The 16142-nt window shown below is 74.6% G+C and carries 14 protein-coding genes; 10 read left to right on the top strand and 4 right to left on the bottom strand.

Features of this window, described 5'->3' with window-relative positions; translation table 11 throughout:
* Nucleotides 1-22: 22 nt before the first annotated feature.
* Nucleotides 23-1081 (top strand): glucose-1-phosphate thymidylyltransferase, encoded by a 1059-nt coding sequence (locus tag IM697_RS37670; protein ID WP_194040958.1) that lies wholly within the window; start codon nt 23-25, stop codon nt 1079-1081.
* A complete protein-coding gene (locus tag IM697_RS37665) occupies nt 1078-2037 on the top strand; it encodes an NAD-dependent epimerase/dehydratase family protein (protein WP_194040956.1) in 960 nt (319 codons plus the stop codon). The genes IM697_RS37670 and IM697_RS37665 overlap by 4 nt, the downstream gene beginning before the upstream one ends.
* A 51-nt stretch (nt 2038-2088) precedes the next feature.
* Here IM697_RS37665 and IM697_RS37660 read toward each other — a convergent pair whose 3' ends face one another.
* Entirely contained in the window at nt 2089-3201 is a 1113-nt protein-coding gene (locus IM697_RS37660; protein ID WP_194040954.1) for a DegT/DnrJ/EryC1/StrS family aminotransferase, read from the bottom strand.
* A 50-nt stretch (nt 3202-3251) separates the two neighbouring features.
* Complete coding sequence (locus tag IM697_RS37655) at nt 3252-4442, bottom strand: winged helix DNA-binding domain-containing protein (RefSeq protein WP_194040952.1); 1191 nt, start codon at nt 4440-4442, stop codon at nt 3252-3254.
* Nucleotides 4443-4618: 176 nt separating this feature from the next.
* Here IM697_RS37655 and IM697_RS37650 point away from each other — a divergent pair, with 176 nt between their 5' ends.
* Nucleotides 4619-5332, top strand: a complete 714-nt coding sequence (locus tag IM697_RS37650) for a class I SAM-dependent methyltransferase (protein ID WP_194040950.1) — start codon at nt 4619-4621, stop codon at nt 5330-5332.
* Nucleotides 5333-5416: 84 nt separating this feature from the next.
* Here IM697_RS37650 and IM697_RS37645 read toward each other — a convergent pair whose 3' ends face one another.
* Both IM697_RS37645 and IM697_RS37640 read right to left on the bottom strand, forming a co-directional pair.
* A complete protein-coding gene (locus tag IM697_RS37645) occupies nt 5417-6631 on the bottom strand; it encodes a macrolide family glycosyltransferase (RefSeq protein ID WP_194040948.1) in 1215 nt (404 codons plus the stop codon).
* Complete coding sequence (locus tag IM697_RS37640) at nt 6628-7650, bottom strand: MDR family NADP-dependent oxidoreductase (RefSeq protein WP_194040946.1); 1023 nt, start codon at nt 7648-7650, stop codon at nt 6628-6630. Before IM697_RS37640 ends, IM697_RS37645 begins: the two co-directional genes overlap by 4 nt.
* Nucleotides 7651-7872: 222 nt before the next feature.
* Between IM697_RS37640 and cimA the strand changes: the two genes are divergently transcribed.
* From cimA to IM697_RS37605, 7 genes are all read left to right on the top strand, one after another.
* A complete protein-coding gene (gene cimA / locus IM697_RS37635) occupies nt 7873-9495 on the top strand; it encodes a citramalate synthase (protein WP_194040944.1) in 1623 nt (540 codons plus the stop codon).
* Nucleotides 9496-9533: 38 nt separating this feature from the next.
* Entirely contained in the window at nt 9534-10577 is a 1044-nt protein-coding gene (locus IM697_RS37630) for a ketoacyl-ACP synthase III family protein (RefSeq protein WP_194040942.1), read from the top strand.
* 107 nt (nt 10578-10684) lie between these two features.
* Nucleotides 10685-11671: an aromatase/cyclase gene (locus IM697_RS37625; protein ID WP_194040940.1), complete on the top strand. Its 987-nt coding sequence runs from the start codon at nt 10685-10687 to the stop codon at nt 11669-11671.
* A complete protein-coding gene (locus IM697_RS37620) occupies nt 11658-12293 on the top strand; it encodes an antibiotic biosynthesis monooxygenase family protein (RefSeq protein WP_194040938.1) in 636 nt (211 codons plus the stop codon). The genes IM697_RS37625 and IM697_RS37620 overlap by 14 nt, the downstream gene beginning before the upstream one ends.
* A 58-nt stretch (nt 12294-12351) precedes the next feature.
* The gene (locus tag IM697_RS37615; protein WP_194040936.1) at nt 12352-12564 is read left to right on the top strand and encodes an acyl-CoA carboxylase epsilon subunit; all 213 of its coding nucleotides are present in this window, start codon (nt 12352-12354) and stop codon (nt 12562-12564) included.
* Nucleotides 12561-14333 carry a fatty acyl-AMP ligase gene (locus tag IM697_RS37610; protein WP_194040934.1) on the top strand — a complete coding sequence of 591 codons (1773 nt, stop codon included), beginning with the start codon at nt 12561-12563 and terminating at the stop codon, nt 14331-14333. The genes IM697_RS37615 and IM697_RS37610 overlap by 4 nt, the downstream gene beginning before the upstream one ends.
* Nucleotides 14330-16081 (top strand): acyl-CoA dehydrogenase family protein, encoded by a 1752-nt coding sequence (locus IM697_RS37605; RefSeq protein WP_194040932.1) that lies wholly within the window; start codon nt 14330-14332, stop codon nt 16079-16081. Before IM697_RS37610 ends, IM697_RS37605 begins: the two co-directional genes overlap by 4 nt.
* The last annotated feature ends 61 nt before the right edge of the window (nt 16082-16142 follow it).

Below are 16142 nucleotides of genomic sequence, written 5' to 3'. Positions count from 1 at the left end.
ACCGAAGTCGACGGGAGAAGCGATGAAAGCCCTGGTTCTGTGCGGCGGTTCGGGCACCCGCCTGCGTCCGCTGAGCCACACCATGCCCAAGCAACTCATCCCGGTGGCGGGCCGACCCGTCCTGGTCCACGTTCTGGAGAACCTGCGCGAGCTGGGCATCGAGGAGATCGGCGTGATCGTCGGGGACTGGCGGGAGGCGATCGAGGCGGTGCTCGGCGACGGCTCGGCCTTCGGCGCCCGTGTCACCTACATCCCGCAGGAGGCCCCGCTCGGTCTGGCCCACTGCGTGCTGATCGCCCGTGAGTTCCTCGGCGAGGACGACTTCGTGCTCTACCTCGGCGACACCGTGCTCACCGAGGGAGTGGCGGGCGTCGCCCGGGAGTTCGCCGCCGCGCCCACCGCGGCCCGGATCGTGGTGCAGAAGGTCGCCGACCCACGGGCCTTCGGCGTCGTCGAGACGGACCTGGACGGCCGGGTGACCCGGCTCGTGGAGAAGCCGCGTCATCCGGCCACCGACCTCGCCGCGGTCGGCGTGTACTTCTTCACCCCGGCGATCCACGAGGCCGTCGCCGCCGTCCCGCCCAGTGCCCGCGGCGAGCGCGAGATCACCGACGCCGTGCAGTGGCTCGTCGACGCCGGGCACGAGGTCCGGGCCAGCGTCCACTCCGGGTTCTGGAGGGACACCGGCCGCGTCGGCGACCTCCTGGACTGCAACCGGGAGCTGCTGAACGGACTGCGGCGGCGCCTCGCCGGGCGGGCCGACGACGCCAGCGAGATCATCGGCGAGGTAGTGATCGAGGAAGGGGCCGTCGTGGAGCGCTCCCGGGTCACCGGTCCGGTCGTCATCGGCGCGGGCGCGGTCGTCCGCGACAGCCACATCGGCCCCCATACGGCCATCGGGGCCGGGTGCGTCGTCGAGGCCGCCGGCATCGCCGACGCGATCCTGCTGCCGGGCACCGGGATCCGGCACGTCGGCGGCGTCCACGGCTCGGTCCTCGCCCGCGAGTCCGCCGCCGGACCGGCCGTCCCCCGGCTCCGGCTCGCGGCCGGCCGGCCCGAGTGGGTGGGGGCCGCGGCATGAGCGGCCCGGCCACCGGCGGGGTTCTGGTGCTAGGGGGCAGCGGGTTCGTCGGCCGGGAGGTGTGCGCCGCCCTGACCGCGCGCGGGCAGCGGGCGCTGTCCGCCGCGCGGGGCCCGCAGGACGGGGCCGCGCCCGGGGTACGGGCGATCCGCCTCGACCTGGGGTCGGACGACGCGGGCCAGGCGCTCGCCCATCTGCTGGACTCCGAGCGGCCGCACACCGTGGTCAACTGCGTGGGCAGCATCTGGGGCCGCACCGACGCCGAGATGGCCCCCGCGATCGTCGCCCCGACCCTGCGCCTGCTCGCCGCCCTCGGCCGGGCCGCGGTCCGGCCGAGGCTCGTTCACCTCGGCTCCGTCCTGGAGTACGGCCCCGTGCCCGCCGGCACGACGGCCCGCGGCCCGGCCCGGCCGGACACCGAGTACGGGCGGGCCAAGCTCGCCGCCACCGAGGCGGTCCTCGCCGCGCACAGGGCGGGCGACGTGGACGCGCTCGTGCTGCGCGTCGCCAACGTCGCCGGGCCGGGCACGCCCGCCGTGAGCCTGCTCGGCCGGGTCGCCGCACGGCTCGCGGCCGCGGCGCCGGGCACCGGGCCGGTGAGCGTCGAGCTGTCCCCGCTGCGCGCCCACCGCGACTACGTGGACGTGCGGGACGTCGCCGACGCCGTCGTCCGCGCCACGGACCGCCACGTCCCGGCGGCCGGCGCGGTCGTGGACATCGGCCGGGGCGAGGCCGTCCCGGTGCGGGAGCTGGTCGACCTGCTGATCGCCGTCAGCGGGGTCCGGGCACGGGTCACCGAGCGCGGCGCGCCCGGGGCGGCCGACTGGATGCGCGTGGACCCGGGGCCGGCGCTGGACCTGCTGGGGTGGCGCCCGCGGCACTCGCTCACGGACGCGGTCCGCGCGTACTGGGAGGCCCATCGGAAGCAGACCGGAGATTCCGCCGTCGCCGCCTGAACGCACGCCGAAGGGGGGCACCGTCCCGGTGCCCCCCTTCCCACGTGGCCGTCACACCGAGGCCAGGACCTCGCGCAGCGCCTCGATCGTGCGGTCCTGCACGTCACGGGGGAGCGAGGGGTACATGGGCAGCGAGAAGATCTCCCCGGCCAGCCTCTCCGTCACCGGCAGGGAGCCCGCCGGCACGCCGAGGTGGCGGAAGCCGGTCATCGTGTGGACCGGCCACGGGTAGCTGATGTTCAGATGGATGCCGTGCGGCTTCAGCGCCTCCAGGACGGCGTCCCGGCGGGGGTGGCGCACCACGTACACGTAGTAGACGTGCTCGTTGCCCGCGCCGGTCCGCGGCAGGACGAGCTCCGCGAGGTCGCCCAGGCCCTCCTCGTAACGGGCGGCGACGGCACGGCGGCCGGCGACGTAGGCGTCGAGGCGGGTCAGCTTGCGGCGCAGGATCTCCGCCTGGACCTCGTCGAGCCGGCTGTTGTGCCCCGGGGTCCCGACGACGTAGTAACGCTCCTCCATGCCGTAGTAGCGCAGCCGCCGCAGCCTGCGCTCGGTCTCCTCGTCGGCCGTGAGGACCGCGCCGCCGTCGCCGTAGGCGCCGAGGACCTTCGTCGGGTAGAAGGAGAACGCGGCCGCGTCCGACAGCGCGCCGGCCGGGCGGCCGTGGTGGCGGGCGCCGTGCGCCTGGGCGCAGTCCTCCAGGACCCGCAGCCCGTGGCGGGCCGCGACCGCCTCGACGGCCGCCATGTCCACGCACTGGCCGTACAGATGGACGGGCAGGATCGCCTTGGTGCGCGGGGTGACCGCCGCCTCCAACCGCGCGGTGTCCATGAGGAAGTCCTCCTCGCGGACGTCGACGAACACGGGCGTCGCGCCCGTCCCGTCGATCGCCAGGACGGTGGGCGCCGCGGTGTTGGACACCGTGATCACCTCGTCGCCCGGGCCGACACCGAGGGCCTGCAGGCCCAGCTTCACGGCGTTGGTGCCGTTGTCGACGCCGACGCAGTGGGCCACGCCGTGATAGGCGGCGAACTCCTCCTCGAAGCCGCGCACACTCTTGCCCAGGACGAGCCGCCCGGAGCTGAAGACGGTGTCGACCGCGTCCAGGAGGTCGGCGCGCTCGCTCTCGTACTCGGGCAGGTAGTCCCATACGTAGGTGGTCATGGGGCCACTGTCCAACGGGGCGTTGGAACGCGGCTCGACCACCGCTGGACTCACAGGTGCTTGCCGGTGTCCACCGGACCCAGCGTCAGCGCGGGGACCGCCTCCAGGATCTCCCCGACCCGCGCCGCCTGCTCCTCCACCTGGGCGAGCTGGGCCGGGGTGAGGGTGCCGAACGCCTCCACGGTGAGCGCGACCTTGCGCCCGGAGCGCTTCTGGTGCCAGACCCCGGCCACCACCCCGTCCACGGTGAGCACCTGCACCGTGCCCGCCTGGCCGTTGGACAGCGCCCGCTCGGCGGCGACGCCCGGATAGACCAGCTCCCGGGGGTGGCTGCCCACCGTGTACGCGTCGAAGTACGGCAGCAGCCGCAGTCCGCCGGGGGCGGACGCCGGCTCGTGCGGGCCCTCGTCGGCCAGCTCGTACACCGTGCTGCCGTCGCCCGACGGGCCCGCCACCGGCCGCAGTCCGTCGCCGAGCGAGCCGAACAGGTCGGCGGCCCAGCGGCGCGGCGCGCTCAGCCACTGCGCGAAGTGCTGGGCGTTCGCCGGTCCGTAGGAGCGCAGATAGCGCCGGGCGACTTCGGCGAGGGCCTTGTCCGGGTCCATGGGCGTGAATCCGGGCAGCCAGCGGTCCGGGCTGGTGTAGGTGACCTTCCGGCCGCGGCCCGGGCCGAAGCACAGCGCCCCGCGGTGACCGGCGGTGTGCAGGGCCTGCCGCCAGCGCGGCCACATGCCGGTGAAGCCGGGCACGACCGGGTCGGCGGCCCAGTCGCCCAGCCGCTCGATCACCGCCTCGCTCAGCTCGTCGACGGTCGGCGGTTCCGCCACCCGCAGCGCGTCCGCGACCGCCTCGACCACGGCCTCGGTCTGCGCCGCGTCCAGCCGGGCCGCCCGCGGAAGCCCGCCGCCCGCCGCCGGGACCGCGGCCAGCGCCCCCGTCCACAGCGGGAGTTCGGCCGCGGGCAGCAGGTGCACGGTGCCGCGCGGCCCGAACGTCTTGACCAGGGTGCGGTCCTCCCACAGCGCGCGCCGCACGTCCGCGCGGGTCGTGCCCGCCGTGCGCAGCCCGACCGACAGCTCGGCCGCCGACATCACCTGCGCGTGCGCCCCGCCCATGGCGGCGACGACCTCCGCCATCCGCGCGGCGGGCGCCGGCGTGTCCAGGCTGTGCCGGGCCAGCCGCCGGGCGCACACGCCGGGCCAGGACGCCGTCGGGGCTGCGGGCTGCTTGCTGGCGGCCATCTGCGCGATTCCTCCTCGTGAGCGAACGGAAGCGGGTCCGGCCGTGCGGACGGCGGGGCCCGTCGGTCAGCCTGCCACGCCCGGGCCGAGTGCCGATCGAGTCCCGGTCGACCGGGCCGCCGGACGCTGGCGGACGCGGCAAGTCGCCGTGCCCGACGGCCATTCGAGGTGATCCCATGTACGGCGCCGATGCGGCGGAGATCTACGACCTGACCCACAGCGCGCGCGGGAAGGACTTCCCGACCGAGGCGCGGACCGTCCTCGACCTCATCCGGACCCGGACGAAGGACACCGGCTCCCTGCTCGACGTCGCCTGCGGCACCGGTGCGCACCTGGAGGTGTTCGGCCGCCACTTCGACCGGGTGGAGGGCGTCGACCTCTCCGCCGCCATGCTGGAGGCCGCCCGCCGCCGGCTGCCCGGGGTGCCGTTGTCCGTCGCCGACATGCGCGACTTCGACCTGGGCCGTACCTACTCCGTCGTCACCTGCCTGTTCGCGTCCGTCGGCTACCTGTCGACGGCGGCCGAACTGACCTCCGCCCTGCGCTGCTTCGCCCGCCACCTGGCCCCGGGCGGCGCGGTCGCCGTCGAGCCGTGGTGGTTCCCGGAGACCTTCCTGCCGGGCCATGTCGCCGCCGACGTGGTGGAGTCGGGCGCCCGCCGCATCGCCCGCGTCTCGCACACCGTGCGCGACGGGGACGCCTCCCGGATGGAGGTCCACTACGTGGTCGCGGAGCGCGAGCGGGGGATCCGGCACTTCACCGAGACGCACCGCGCGACGCTCTTCACCCGCGCCCAGTACGAGTCGGCCTTCCACGCGGCCGGCTTCGACGTGACCTACGTCCCCGGCGTCCAGAACGGCCGCGGGATGTTCGTGGCCGGGCTCGTCTGAGACCCTCGCGCGGGCCCGCGACCGGGCGAAGGGCCGGGCCCCCGGCGGGAGCCCGGCCCTTCGCGGTGGCCGTGCGGGCGGTCGTCAGGCCGCCGCCGCACCGCCGCGTTCGTGCCGGTGCTCATGCCGGTCCAGATGGGCGAGCATCGCGTCCGCCGCGCGCATCGCGCCGCCCGCGTCCCGGACGTGCTTGCCCATGCGGGTGACGCTCTCGCGGACCGCCTGGTCGCCGTCCACCGCGGCCACCGCGTCCCGCAGCAGCGCGGCCGTGACCTCGTCACGGGGCAGCACCCGGCCCAGGTTCAGCTCGACGAGCTGGTGGGCCAGTTGGTCGGTCTCGCCGACCTGCGGCACCACCACCATCGGCGTGTCCGCGTACAGCGACTGCATCACCGTGCCCCAGCCGCCGTGGCAGACGAAGACAGCGGTGTGCGCGAGGACCGCCTGCAACGGCAGCCACGGGTGCACCTCGACGTGCTCCGGGAGCGGGCCGAGCGCCGCCCGGTCCACCCCGGGACCGGTGATCAGGACCGTGTGCCACGGCAGGCCCTCGAACGCCGCCACGCACATCCGGAAGAACTCCGGCTGGGCGTTGAAACTCGTGCCCAGCGAGATCAGCACCACGGGACGGCCGCTGGCCGGCGGCTCCCAGCCGCCCGCCAGATCGCCCTCGCGCAGACACGGCCCGACGAAGGCGAACCGGTCCGCCTCGAAGGTCTCCTGCCGGTACTGGAAGGCGCGCGGCACGGACACCAGGTTCAACGCCCGCGGGTCGTCGACCAGTTCGTCGAAGGACACGTCCGGCACACCGTGCGCCGACGCGAACTCGCGCAGCTCGGCCTCGATCCGGTCGTACGCCGGCCCGACGGCCTCCCGGGGGATGCTCCGGTTCGTCGGCGACACGGAGTAGAACTTCACCCCGGGGCGGTCCCACTTGCGGGTCAGCACCCCGCCGAGGAACTGCACCGAGATGTCGTACGCCAGCAGGTCCGGCAGGTCGCCGCGGAAGTGCTCCTCGAACACCGGGGCCGTCGCGGCCCCCTCGCGCACATTGCCGAGCAGCACCCGGGCGAGCCAGTCCTCGGCGCCCGCGGGCACGATCGTCTGCGGGTCGATGGAGGAGGTGTACGGCAGCACGGTCGCCCCCGTGGAGGCGACCAGGTCCGCGTACGCCTCGGTCGCCGCGTACGTCACCCGGTGGCCCCGGCGGACCAGCTCCTCCACCACGCCGAGCGTGGGGACGAGGTGACCGGTCGCCGGGATGTTGAAGAACGCGAAGTGCCTGCCGGACCCGCTCACGACAGCTTCACCACGACGTTTCCGGTGTACTTGCCCTTGAGCAGGTCGATCAGGGCCTGCGGCGCCGCCTCCAGGCCGCCTTCCACCAGGGTCTGCGGCAGCACGAACCGGCCCTCGCCGAGCCACTGCGCGAAGTGCGAGTTCCACGCCCAGATCTGCTCGGGCGTGTGGTATGTCGCGAACGGGCGGATGACGAGCTGCTTGACGATGGCGGTCATCACGTCGAGACGCGGGAACGCCCCCTCGGCGTCGCCGACCTGACCCGACAGCGCGCCGCAGAGCGCGAAGCGGGCGCCCGGCGCCGCGGCCTGGACGGCCGCCTCGAACTGCTCGCCGCCGACCGTGTCGAAGAAGACGTCGATGCCGTCGGGGGCCAGCTCCCGCAGCCGGTCCAGGACCGGGCCGTCGTGGTAGTCGAACGCGGCGTCGTAGCCGAGCTCGTTCACCAGGTAGTCGACCTTCGCCTTGCTGCCCGCGGCGCCGATGACCCGCTTGGCGCCCCGGCACTTGGCGATCTGGCCGGCGAGCGAGCCGACGCCGCCGGCCGCGCCGGACACGAACACCGTGTCGCCCTCGCCGACCTCCGCGATGTCCACCATGCCGTGGTAGGCGGTCGGGCCCTGCGTCAGGTAGTGCACCGGGCTCGGGAACGCGTCCGCGTCCAGCTTGAAGTAGTCGCCGGCCGGTCCCGCCGAGTACTCCTTGAAACCGTCCATGCCCTCGACGAGATCGCCCACGGCCAGGTCGGGGCTGTTGGACTTCACCACCACGCCGACCGCGGCGCCCCACATCGGGGCGCCGGGCTGGTAGCCGGGCATCGGCAGGTTCGGTTCCGGCTTCATCAGGTCCTGCATCACGGCGGCGAGCTGCAGGTACCGGTAGCGCACCAGCACCTCGCCGTCGCCGGGCTCGCAGACCTCGGCCTCGGCCAGCTCGAAGTGCGAGAGAGCCAGCGCGCCCTCCAGATGTGCGGCCAGTCGCACTTCCTTGGCCTTCGCGGGAATCTCTTCGGTGGTCATGGGGCCCTCCTGGTCGTGTGGTCCGGGGCCCGCCCTCGGAAGGACGCGCCCCAACGGCCCCAGCATTACGGGCGGCCCTCGAATCCGGGTCGACCCGCGGGCCCACGCGCGCCCCGGCCGCTCCAGCACCTCTCCAGCCGTGCTCAGGGCCCTCGCTGGACCGTTCGAGCCGCGGCGGCGGGGGCCCGCCGGCCACCGCTGACACAGAGGGAGGGCGACCGGATGAGCGAGCGGAGTTTCCAGCTCTACGACACGACCTTGCGCGACGGCAGCCAGCAGGAGGGCATGGTTCTGACCGTCGACGACAAACTGGCGGTCGCCCGCCACCTGGACGCGCTCGGGGTGGGCTTCATCGAGGGCGGCTGGCCCGGAGCGGTGCCCCGGGACACGGAGTTCTTCCGCCGCGCCCGCACCGAACTCACCCTGGCCCACGCCGAACTGGCCGCCTTCGGCGCCACGCGCAGGCCCGGCGTGGCCGTCTCCCGGGACCCGCAGGTGCGGGCGCTGCTGGCCGCCGACACCCCGGTCATCACGCTCGTCGCCAAGAGCCACACCGGGCATGTCGAGAGCGCCCTGCGCACCACCCTCGCCGAGAACCTCGCGATGATCGGCAGCACCGTGCGCCACCTCGTGCACGCCGGCCGCCGGGTCTTCCTCGACGCCGAGCACTACTTCGACGGCTACCGCCGCAACCGCGCGTACGCCCTCGAAGTCGTCCTGATCGCGGCCGAGGCCGGCGCCGAGACGATCGTGCTGTGCGACACCAACGGCGGCTGCCTGCCCGACGAGATCGGCGCGGTCGTCGCCGACACCATCGCCGCGACCGGCGCGTCCCTCGGCATCCACTGCCACGACGACACCGGCTGCGCCGTCGCCAACACCATGGCCGCCGTCGACGCCGGGGCGATCCACGCCCAGGGCACGGCGCACGGCTACGGCGAGCGCTGCGGCAACGCCAACCTCTTCACCGTCCTCGGCAACCTCGCCCTCAAGCGGGGCCTGGCGGCGGCCGACCCCGGCCTGCTCGGCTCCCTCGCCGCGACCAGCCGGATGATCACCGAGCTGACCGGGGTCCCCTCCGACCCGTCCGCGCCCTACGTCGGCGCGTCGGCGTTCACCCACAAGGCCGGGCTGCACGCCTCCGCGCTGCGGATCGACCCGGACCTGTACCAGCACATCGACCCCGAGCGGGTCGGCAACACCATGCGCACCCTCGTCTCCGACATGGGCGGCCGGTCCTCCGTCGAGCTCAAGGCGCGGGAACTGGGCTACACCGTGGACGCCGGGTCCGAGGAGAGCGCGCGCGCCGCGGCCCGGGTCAAGGAGCTGGAGAGCCGGGGCTACAGCTTCGAGAGCGCCGACGCGTCCTTCGAACTGCTGTTGCGCGAGGAGCTGGCGGGCAGCCCGCCCGAACCGCCCTTCGAGGTCGACTCCTGGCAGGTGTCCGTCGCCTGCCGGTCGAACGGCGAGGTGGGCACCGACGCCTCCGTACGGCTGCGCGTCGACGACGTCCCGCTCGCCGCGACGGGGCAGGGCAACGGACCCGTCAACGCCCTCGACACCGCGCTGCACCGGGCGCTCGACCCGTTCTTCCCGCAACTGGCCCGGCTGGAGCTGGTCGACTACCGGGTCCGGGTGCTCAACGGCGAGACCGGCAGCGGTGCCGCCGCCCGGGTGCTCGTCCAGTTCAGGGACGGCGAACGCCGCTGGGGGACGGTCGGGGTGGACGAGAACACCGTCACCGCGAGCTGGCGCGCCCTCCTCGACGCCGTCCGCTACGTCCTGCTGGACGACGTGCGACCGGGCCGCGGCGCCGTGCCGCTCGCCACCGCCTGGGCCGGCTGACCGGCGTCCGGGATCTCCCCCTACGAAAGGCCCCAGCAGTGCGTGTGGAAGACATCTGGATCCGCGGGAGCGCGGTCCGACTGCCGTCCTCGCTCCCGGTCGCCGACGCCGTCGCCTCCGGCGCGTGCCCCGCTCGGGTCGCCGCCGCCACCGGGATGGAGTCGGTGGCGTACTCGCCCGAAGAGTCGGCCGCCGAGATGGCGGCGGTCGCCGCCCGCGACGCCCTGACGCGCGCGGACTCCGGTCCCGGGGACGTCGGGCTCATCCTGCACGCCGACACCTACCACCAGGGCCAGGACCTGTGGCCCGTCGCCTCCTACATCCAGCGCGAGTCGACCGCGAACAGCTGCCCCGCCCTGGAGATCCGGCAGATGTCCAACGGCGGACTCGCCGCCATGGACCTCGCCGCCGCCTACCTGACGGCCGGCCACCACGCCGCCCCCGACGCCCTGCTGACCACCGCCGACCGCTTCTGCGCCCCCGGCATCGACCGCTGGAGCACCGACCCCGGCACGCCCTACGCGGACGGTGCCACCGCCCTCGTCCTCTCCCGCCGCGGCGGATACGCCCGGCTGCTCTCCCTCGCGCTGTTCGCCGACCCCCAGCTGGAACCCATGCACCGGGGCGACGACCCGTTCACGCGGGCGCCGTTCAGCCACCGTATGCCGGTGGACTTCGCGGAGGCCAAGCGCGCCTTCATCGGCCGCACCGGCATGTCGTACGCCGTCAGCCGCGCCCACCAGGGCCAGCGGACGGCCGTCAAGCAGGCCCTCGCCGACGCCGGCATCGAACTGGCCGACGCCCGGTGGGTGCTGCTGCCGCACTTCGGCCGGCGCAGGCTCCAGGCCATCTACTACACGCCGTTCGGGATCGACCCGGAGCGCACCACCTGGGAGTTCAGCCGCACCGTGGGACACCTCGGCGCGGGCGACCAGTTCGCCGGCCTCGACCACCTCGTCACCGCCGGCCGCGCCGCGCCGGGCGACCTCGTGGTGCTCGTCAGCGTCGGGGCGGGCTACAGCTGGGGCTGCGCCGTCGTGGAGATCACCGACGTCCCCGGCTTCGCGGACCCCGCCCGCTGAACGAAGGCCGGTCCACCCGGTCCAGCCCGGCTCGAGCAGCGCTCGAGCGCACCTCTGCCACTGTTGAATCCGCCGTTCACACGGCCGCACCGAAGGGAAGGTACGCCGTGGCTACCGCAGTGTCCGACACATCGGCGACCAAGGTCACGGAACACTCCGTCAGCGTCGCCGCGCCGCCGGCCGACGTCTACCGGCTCGTCGCGGACGTCTCCGCGTGGCCGCAGGTCTTCGGGCCGACCGTGCATGTCGAGGTCCTCCAGGAGGCCGACCCCGAGCGCGGCGGCGAGCAGACGCTGCGGATCTGGGCCACGGCCGAGGGCCGGGTCAAGGCGTGGACCTCGCGCCGCGTCCTCGACCCCGCCGCCCGCACCGTCGTCTTCCGCCAGGTCGTCTCCGCCCCGCCGGTCGCCTCCATGGGCGGCGAGTGGCGCGTCGAGGAGCAGAGCGACGGCACCACCCGCGTCGTCCTGCTGCACGACTACCGTGCCGTCGGCGACGACCCGGAGGCCGAGGCCCTGATCGCCCGTGCCGTGGACCGCAACAGCAACGCCGAGCTGGCCGCCCTGAAGAACGCCGCCGAACTCGGCGCGAACGGCGACGAACTGCGCATGACCTTCTCCGACTCGGAGACCGTCCACGGCGACGCGGCCGACGTCTACGCCTTCCTCGCGCGCGCCGAGCTGTGGCCCGAGCGGCTGCCGCACGTCGCCCGCCTCGACCTCGCCGAGGAGGAGGGCGGCGTCCAGCGCATGGACATGGACACCCGCAGCCCGGACGGCTCCCTGCACAACACCACCTCGATCAGGGTCCTGTTCGAGGACCGCCGGGAGATCGTCTACAAACAGCTGCGGGTGCCGGTCGCGATGAGCGGGCACACCGGACGCTGGGAGATCGAGACACTCGGCGACGGCACCGTGCGGGCCACCTCCTGGCACACGGTGACCCTGGACCCGGAGGGCATCCGCAGCGCCCTCGGCCCCGACGCCACCGTCGGGGAGGCTCGCGACCTGGTGCGCGGGGCACTGGGCGGCAACAGCTCGACCACCCTGCGCCACGCCCGTCGATTCGCGGAGGAAGCACGTGCCCGAACGTGATCTCAACAGCCCGGTGACGGTCATCAACCGGTTCGAGGTCAAGGACGACGTGAAGGAGTTCGAGCGCGAGTTCCGCGCGCACTCCGAATTCCTGCGCGGGCGCGCCGACTTCGACTTCCTGGTGACGGTCGGCCTGGTGGACGACCCCCGGGTGTACGTGCACCTGGGGCACTGGCGGAGCCTGCGGGGCTTCCAGGACACCGTGCGCGACGACACCTTCACCGCGCAGGTACGGCGGCTGGGAGCGAAGGTGCACACCGCGGCGGACCAGGCCGTCAGCGTCCAACGGACGCTGCACGAGGCCGCCGCGGTGGGCTCGGCCGGCGTCGTCCTGTTCGGGGCACGGGTGCACGGCGAGTGCGCCGAGCTGGAGAAGCGCTTCGCCGTGCTCAACGACCGCTGCCACGCGGCGGGCGGCTTCGGCGGCAGCGACCTGCTGCGCTCGATCGTGCGGCCGCGGTCGTACACCGGCGTCCTGTGGTGGCGCGACGCCGAGCACTGTGCACGCACCAGGGCGGGCGAGAGCTGGCGGCAGGCCCTTCAAGCGCTGCGCGAGATCGCCGACGTCACCGTCGAGCACAGCCGCCACGTCGCCTACGAACGCGCGCACGAGCGCTCCTGAGCGACCCGCGCGTTCGCCGCGCGAGCCCAGCTCGAGCGCCCCGGGGCACCCTGCTGTCATGGCAGATGGGACAGGAATCACCGTGCTCCACGGGAAGCCGGACGCGGCGGAACTCGCTGCCGTGACGGCCGTGCTGCTCGCGCGGCTGCGGGCGCTCTCCGCCGACGTACCCGCGACCGCGGCCGCACCCCGCGCCGAGTGGACCGTCCGGGGCGACGGCCGGCCGGCCGCGACCTCCTGGACGGCGCGGTCGCCGCGGGGCCGGCGATGAGCGCCCCCCGGACGTTCACCGACGTCTTCCGGGCCACCGCCGGCGCCCGGCCCGAGCGGACCGCCCTCGTCCTGCTGACCGAGCGGGAAGGGCGGCTCGTGCCCGAGGAGATCGGCTACGGCGCCCTCGACCGGCACGCGCGCATCCTCGCGGACCGGCTGCGCCGGCACACCGTGCCCGGCGACCGGGTGCTGATCCTGCAGTCGTCCCGGCGGCTGTTCACCGCGAGCTTCCTGGCGTGCCTGTACGCCGGGGCGGTCGCCGTGCCGGTGGCCCCGCCCGGCGGCCGGGGCCACCACGACGAGCGGATCGCCGGGATCGTCAAGGACGCCGCGGCCGGCTGCGTCCTGACCGAGGCCCGCCACGCGGCGGAGGTCTCGCAGCTGCTGGCCCGCACCGGCTTCGGCGATGTCGTCTGCGCCCCGGCCGACCTGCCGCACCCGGCGGGGGACGGCCGGCCGGCCACCCCGGACGCCGAGCCGCACCGCGCGTCCCCCGAGGACGTCGCCTACCTCCAGTACACCTCCGGGTCCACCCGCGAGCCGCGCGGAGTGATGATCACCCACCGGAACCTGCTGGCCAACCAGGAGGCCATCCGCCTGGCCCTGGGCACCGGACCGGAGTCCCGGATCGGCGGCTGGCTGCCGTTCCACCACGACATGGGCCTGGTAGGGCAGTTGCTGCACCCGCTGTGGCTCGGCACCACCGCGGTGCTGCTGACGCCCGCGACCTTCGTGAAGAAGCCGGCGCACTGGCTGGAGACGGTCTCCCGCTACCGGCTGACCGTCAGCGGCGGCTCGGACTTCGCCTACGACCTGTGCGTGCGCCGGGTCAACGACCTCCAGCTCGCCGGCCTCGACCTGTCCGGCTGGCGCACCGCCGTCAACGGCGGCGAACCGGTGCGCGCCGAGACCCTGCGCGCCTTCGCCGAGCGCTTCGCCGCCGCCGGACTGCGCCCCGAGGCGCTCACCTGCTGCTACGGGCTCGCCGAAGCCACCCTCCTGGTGTCCGGCGCCGCGGCACCCGAGCCGGCGCGACCCCGCACGGCCGACGCGGCCGCCCTGGAGGAGCACCGGCTCCGGGACGCGGCCGCCGGCGCACCGCACCGCCCGGTCGTGGCCTGCGGACCGGCGGCCGCGGACACCGACATCAGGATCGTCGACCCGGACACCGGCACCGAACTGCCCGACGGCCGCATAGGGGAGATCTGGGTGCGCGGCGACGGCGTCGCCCCCGGCTACTGGCGCCGTCCGGCCGAGACGGCCGAGACCTTCGACGCCCGGCTCGGCGGACAGGGCGGCTATCTGCGCACCGGAGACCTCGGAGCCATGGCGGACGGGCTGCTCCACCTCACCGGCCGGATCAAGGACATGATCGTGGTCGCGGGCCGCAACCTCTATCCCCAGGACCTGGAGCGCACCGTCCAGCAGATCGACCCGCTGTTCGGCGGCGCGACCGTGTTCGCCGTGCCGGACGGCGGCGAGGGACGCGAGCGGGTCGTCGTGGTGCAGGAACTGCGGGACCGGGGCCACTACGACATCGACCTGGACGCCCTCGCGAGGGCCGTCGAGACCAGGATCGGCGAGGAGTACGAGATCCGCGCCGGAGGCATCCTGCTGGTGCGTTCGGGCACCGTCCGGCGGACCTCGAGCGGCAAGGTCGAACGCGCGGCGATGCGCCTGATGTTCCTGCGCGGGGAGATCACCCCGCTGCACGCCCGGCTCGACCCGGGCGTGGAAACGCTGCTCACCTCGGGAGCCCGGGCATGAGCACGGTGCAGGGGCCGGTGCGCGGCGGGCGCGACGACGCGGCACAGGACCGGATCGACGCGCTGGAGCGCTCCTTCGGGCCCCTCGACGACGACGCCAACCCGCTCGGCGGCAAGGCCCTGCTCGCCGCCGACGCGGCGGGCGAGATCCTGCCGGCGGCCGAACGCGTCCTCGACGAGCACCGGCTCAACGCCGAGTTCGTCCCCGCGCCGCTCGGCGGCAGGCTGCGCCGCTTGGACGTCCTCGGGCGGCTGCTGCGCCCCGTCTTCCGGCGGGACGCCTCCCTCGGCTTCGCCTACGGCCTCAACTGCTTCTTCGCCGCGACCCCGGTGTGGACGGCCGGCACCGACGAACAGCGCGCCAAGGCGGCCCGGCTGCTCCTGGGCGGCCACCGCATCGCGGTCGCCCGGCACGAGGTCACCCACGGGAACGACTTCGTACGCGACGAGTTCACGGCGACCGTGCGCTCCGACGGCTCGCTCGTCGTCAACGGCAGCAAGACCGGCATCGCCAACGCCTCCCGCGCCCGCGGCCTGGTCGTCTTCGCCCGCACCGGGGCGAAGGGCGGCGGCCGCAGCCACACCGTCCTCCTGCTGGACCGGGCGGAACTGCCCCCGAGCAGCGTCGAGGACCTGGGCCGCCGCGCCACCACCGGCATGCGCAGCGCCGAGTTCGGCGGGCTGCGGCTCCACGACTGCCCGGTCCCGGCGGCCGCCGTCCTCGGGCGGGTCGGCGACGGCTACGAGCTCTCGCTGCGCGCCTCACTGGTGATCCGCGGGGTGATCCCGTCGATCGTGCTGGCCGGGGCGGACACGGCGCTGCGCACGGTGGCCGCGTTCGCCGACCGGCGCCGCGCCGACGGACGCTCCCCGCTCGACGGCCGGCACGTCCGGGACGTGCTCACCGGGGCCTTCCTCGACCTGCTGCTGATCGACTGCCTGGCCCTGGTGGGCACCCGGGCGCTGCATCTGCTGCCCAAGCAGCTCAGCGCGTACGCGGCCGCGGCCGCCTACCTCGCGCCCAAGCTGGTCGCCGAGAGCATGGACGAGATGTCCACGGTGCTGGGCGAGCTGACCTTCGCGAAGGAGGGCGCGTACGGGGTGTTCCAGAAGCAGCTTCGGGACCTGCCGGTGACCTCCCTGGGGCACGCCGGCAGCGCGGGCCGCCAGGTCAGCATCCTGCCGCAGCTTCCGTTCTTCGCCCGGCACGCCTGGTTCAGGGACCCGGAGGCTCCTCCGGGCCTGTTCCGGCCGCACGAGGACCTACCGCCGCTGGACCTGTCCGCGCCCGCGCTCCTCGGCGACGGCGACCGGCTGGCCGCGACCCTGGTGGCCAGCAGCGACCTGCTGGAGGAGACACCGGACGCGGACGGCGGGGTGCTGCGCTTCCTCGCCCGGACCTTCACCGCCGAACTCGGCGATCTGCGCGGGTCGTTCGCGGAGATGCCGCAGAACGACCGCAAGGCGCTGTCGAGTCCGTACAGCCTGGGCCTCGCCGACCGCTACACGCTGGTGCTGGCGGCGGCGGCCTGTCTGGGGGTGTGGCGCGAGCAGCGGTCCGCCGGGGACGGCGACCCGTTCCTGGCCGACCCCGCCTGGCCCTCGGCCGCGCTGTACCGGCTGGGCCGGCGGCTCGGTCTGCCCCTGCCGGACCGGCCGGTCGCGGCGGAGCGGCGGGTGCTCGGCGAGGCGCTCGCCCGGCTGCGCGGGCGTCGCAGCTACGACCTCTACGGTTCCCCACTGGCCTGAGACCGCGCCGTGCCGCTGTCCCGGGGTCGCCGTGGTGCGGTGCGCAACCCCCCTCATCCCT

The organism is Streptomyces ferrugineus (genome assembly GCF_015160855.1).
In the GTDB taxonomy this organism is placed as follows: domain Bacteria; phylum Actinomycetota; class Actinomycetes; order Streptomycetales; family Streptomycetaceae; genus Streptomyces; species Streptomyces ferrugineus.
Note: the sequence above shows the minus strand (reverse complement) of the source record. Positions and strands in the feature narration are given on the sequence as shown.

Excerpts from the sequence above, each read along its gene's own strand:
- IM697_RS37610 (WP_194040934.1), top strand. The coding sequence starts at position 12,561 with ATGAGCGCCCCCCGGACGTTCACCGACGTCTTCCGGGCCACCGCCGGC.
- IM697_RS37655 (WP_194040952.1), bottom strand. The coding sequence starts at position 4,442 with ATGGCCGCCAGCAAGCAGCCCGCAGCCCCGACGGCGTCCTGGCCCGGC.
- IM697_RS37670 (WP_194040958.1), top strand. The coding sequence starts at position 23 with ATGAAAGCCCTGGTTCTGTGCGGCGGTTCGGGCACCCGCCTGCGTCCG.
- IM697_RS37650 (WP_194040950.1), top strand. The coding sequence starts at position 4,619 with ATGTACGGCGCCGATGCGGCGGAGATCTACGACCTGACCCACAGCGCG.
- IM697_RS37640 (WP_194040946.1), bottom strand. The coding sequence starts at position 7,650 with ATGACCACCGAAGAGATTCCCGCGAAGGCCAAGGAAGTGCGACTGGCC.
- cimA (WP_194040944.1), top strand. The coding sequence starts at position 7,873 with ATGAGCGAGCGGAGTTTCCAGCTCTACGACACGACCTTGCGCGACGGC.
- IM697_RS37665 (WP_194040956.1), top strand. The coding sequence starts at position 1,078 with ATGAGCGGCCCGGCCACCGGCGGGGTTCTGGTGCTAGGGGGCAGCGGG.
- IM697_RS37660 (WP_194040954.1), bottom strand. The coding sequence starts at position 3,201 with ATGACCACCTACGTATGGGACTACCTGCCCGAGTACGAGAGCGAGCGC.
- IM697_RS37615 (WP_194040936.1), top strand. The coding sequence starts at position 12,352 with ATGGCAGATGGGACAGGAATCACCGTGCTCCACGGGAAGCCGGACGCG.
- IM697_RS37605 (WP_194040932.1), top strand. The coding sequence starts at position 14,330 with ATGAGCACGGTGCAGGGGCCGGTGCGCGGCGGGCGCGACGACGCGGCA.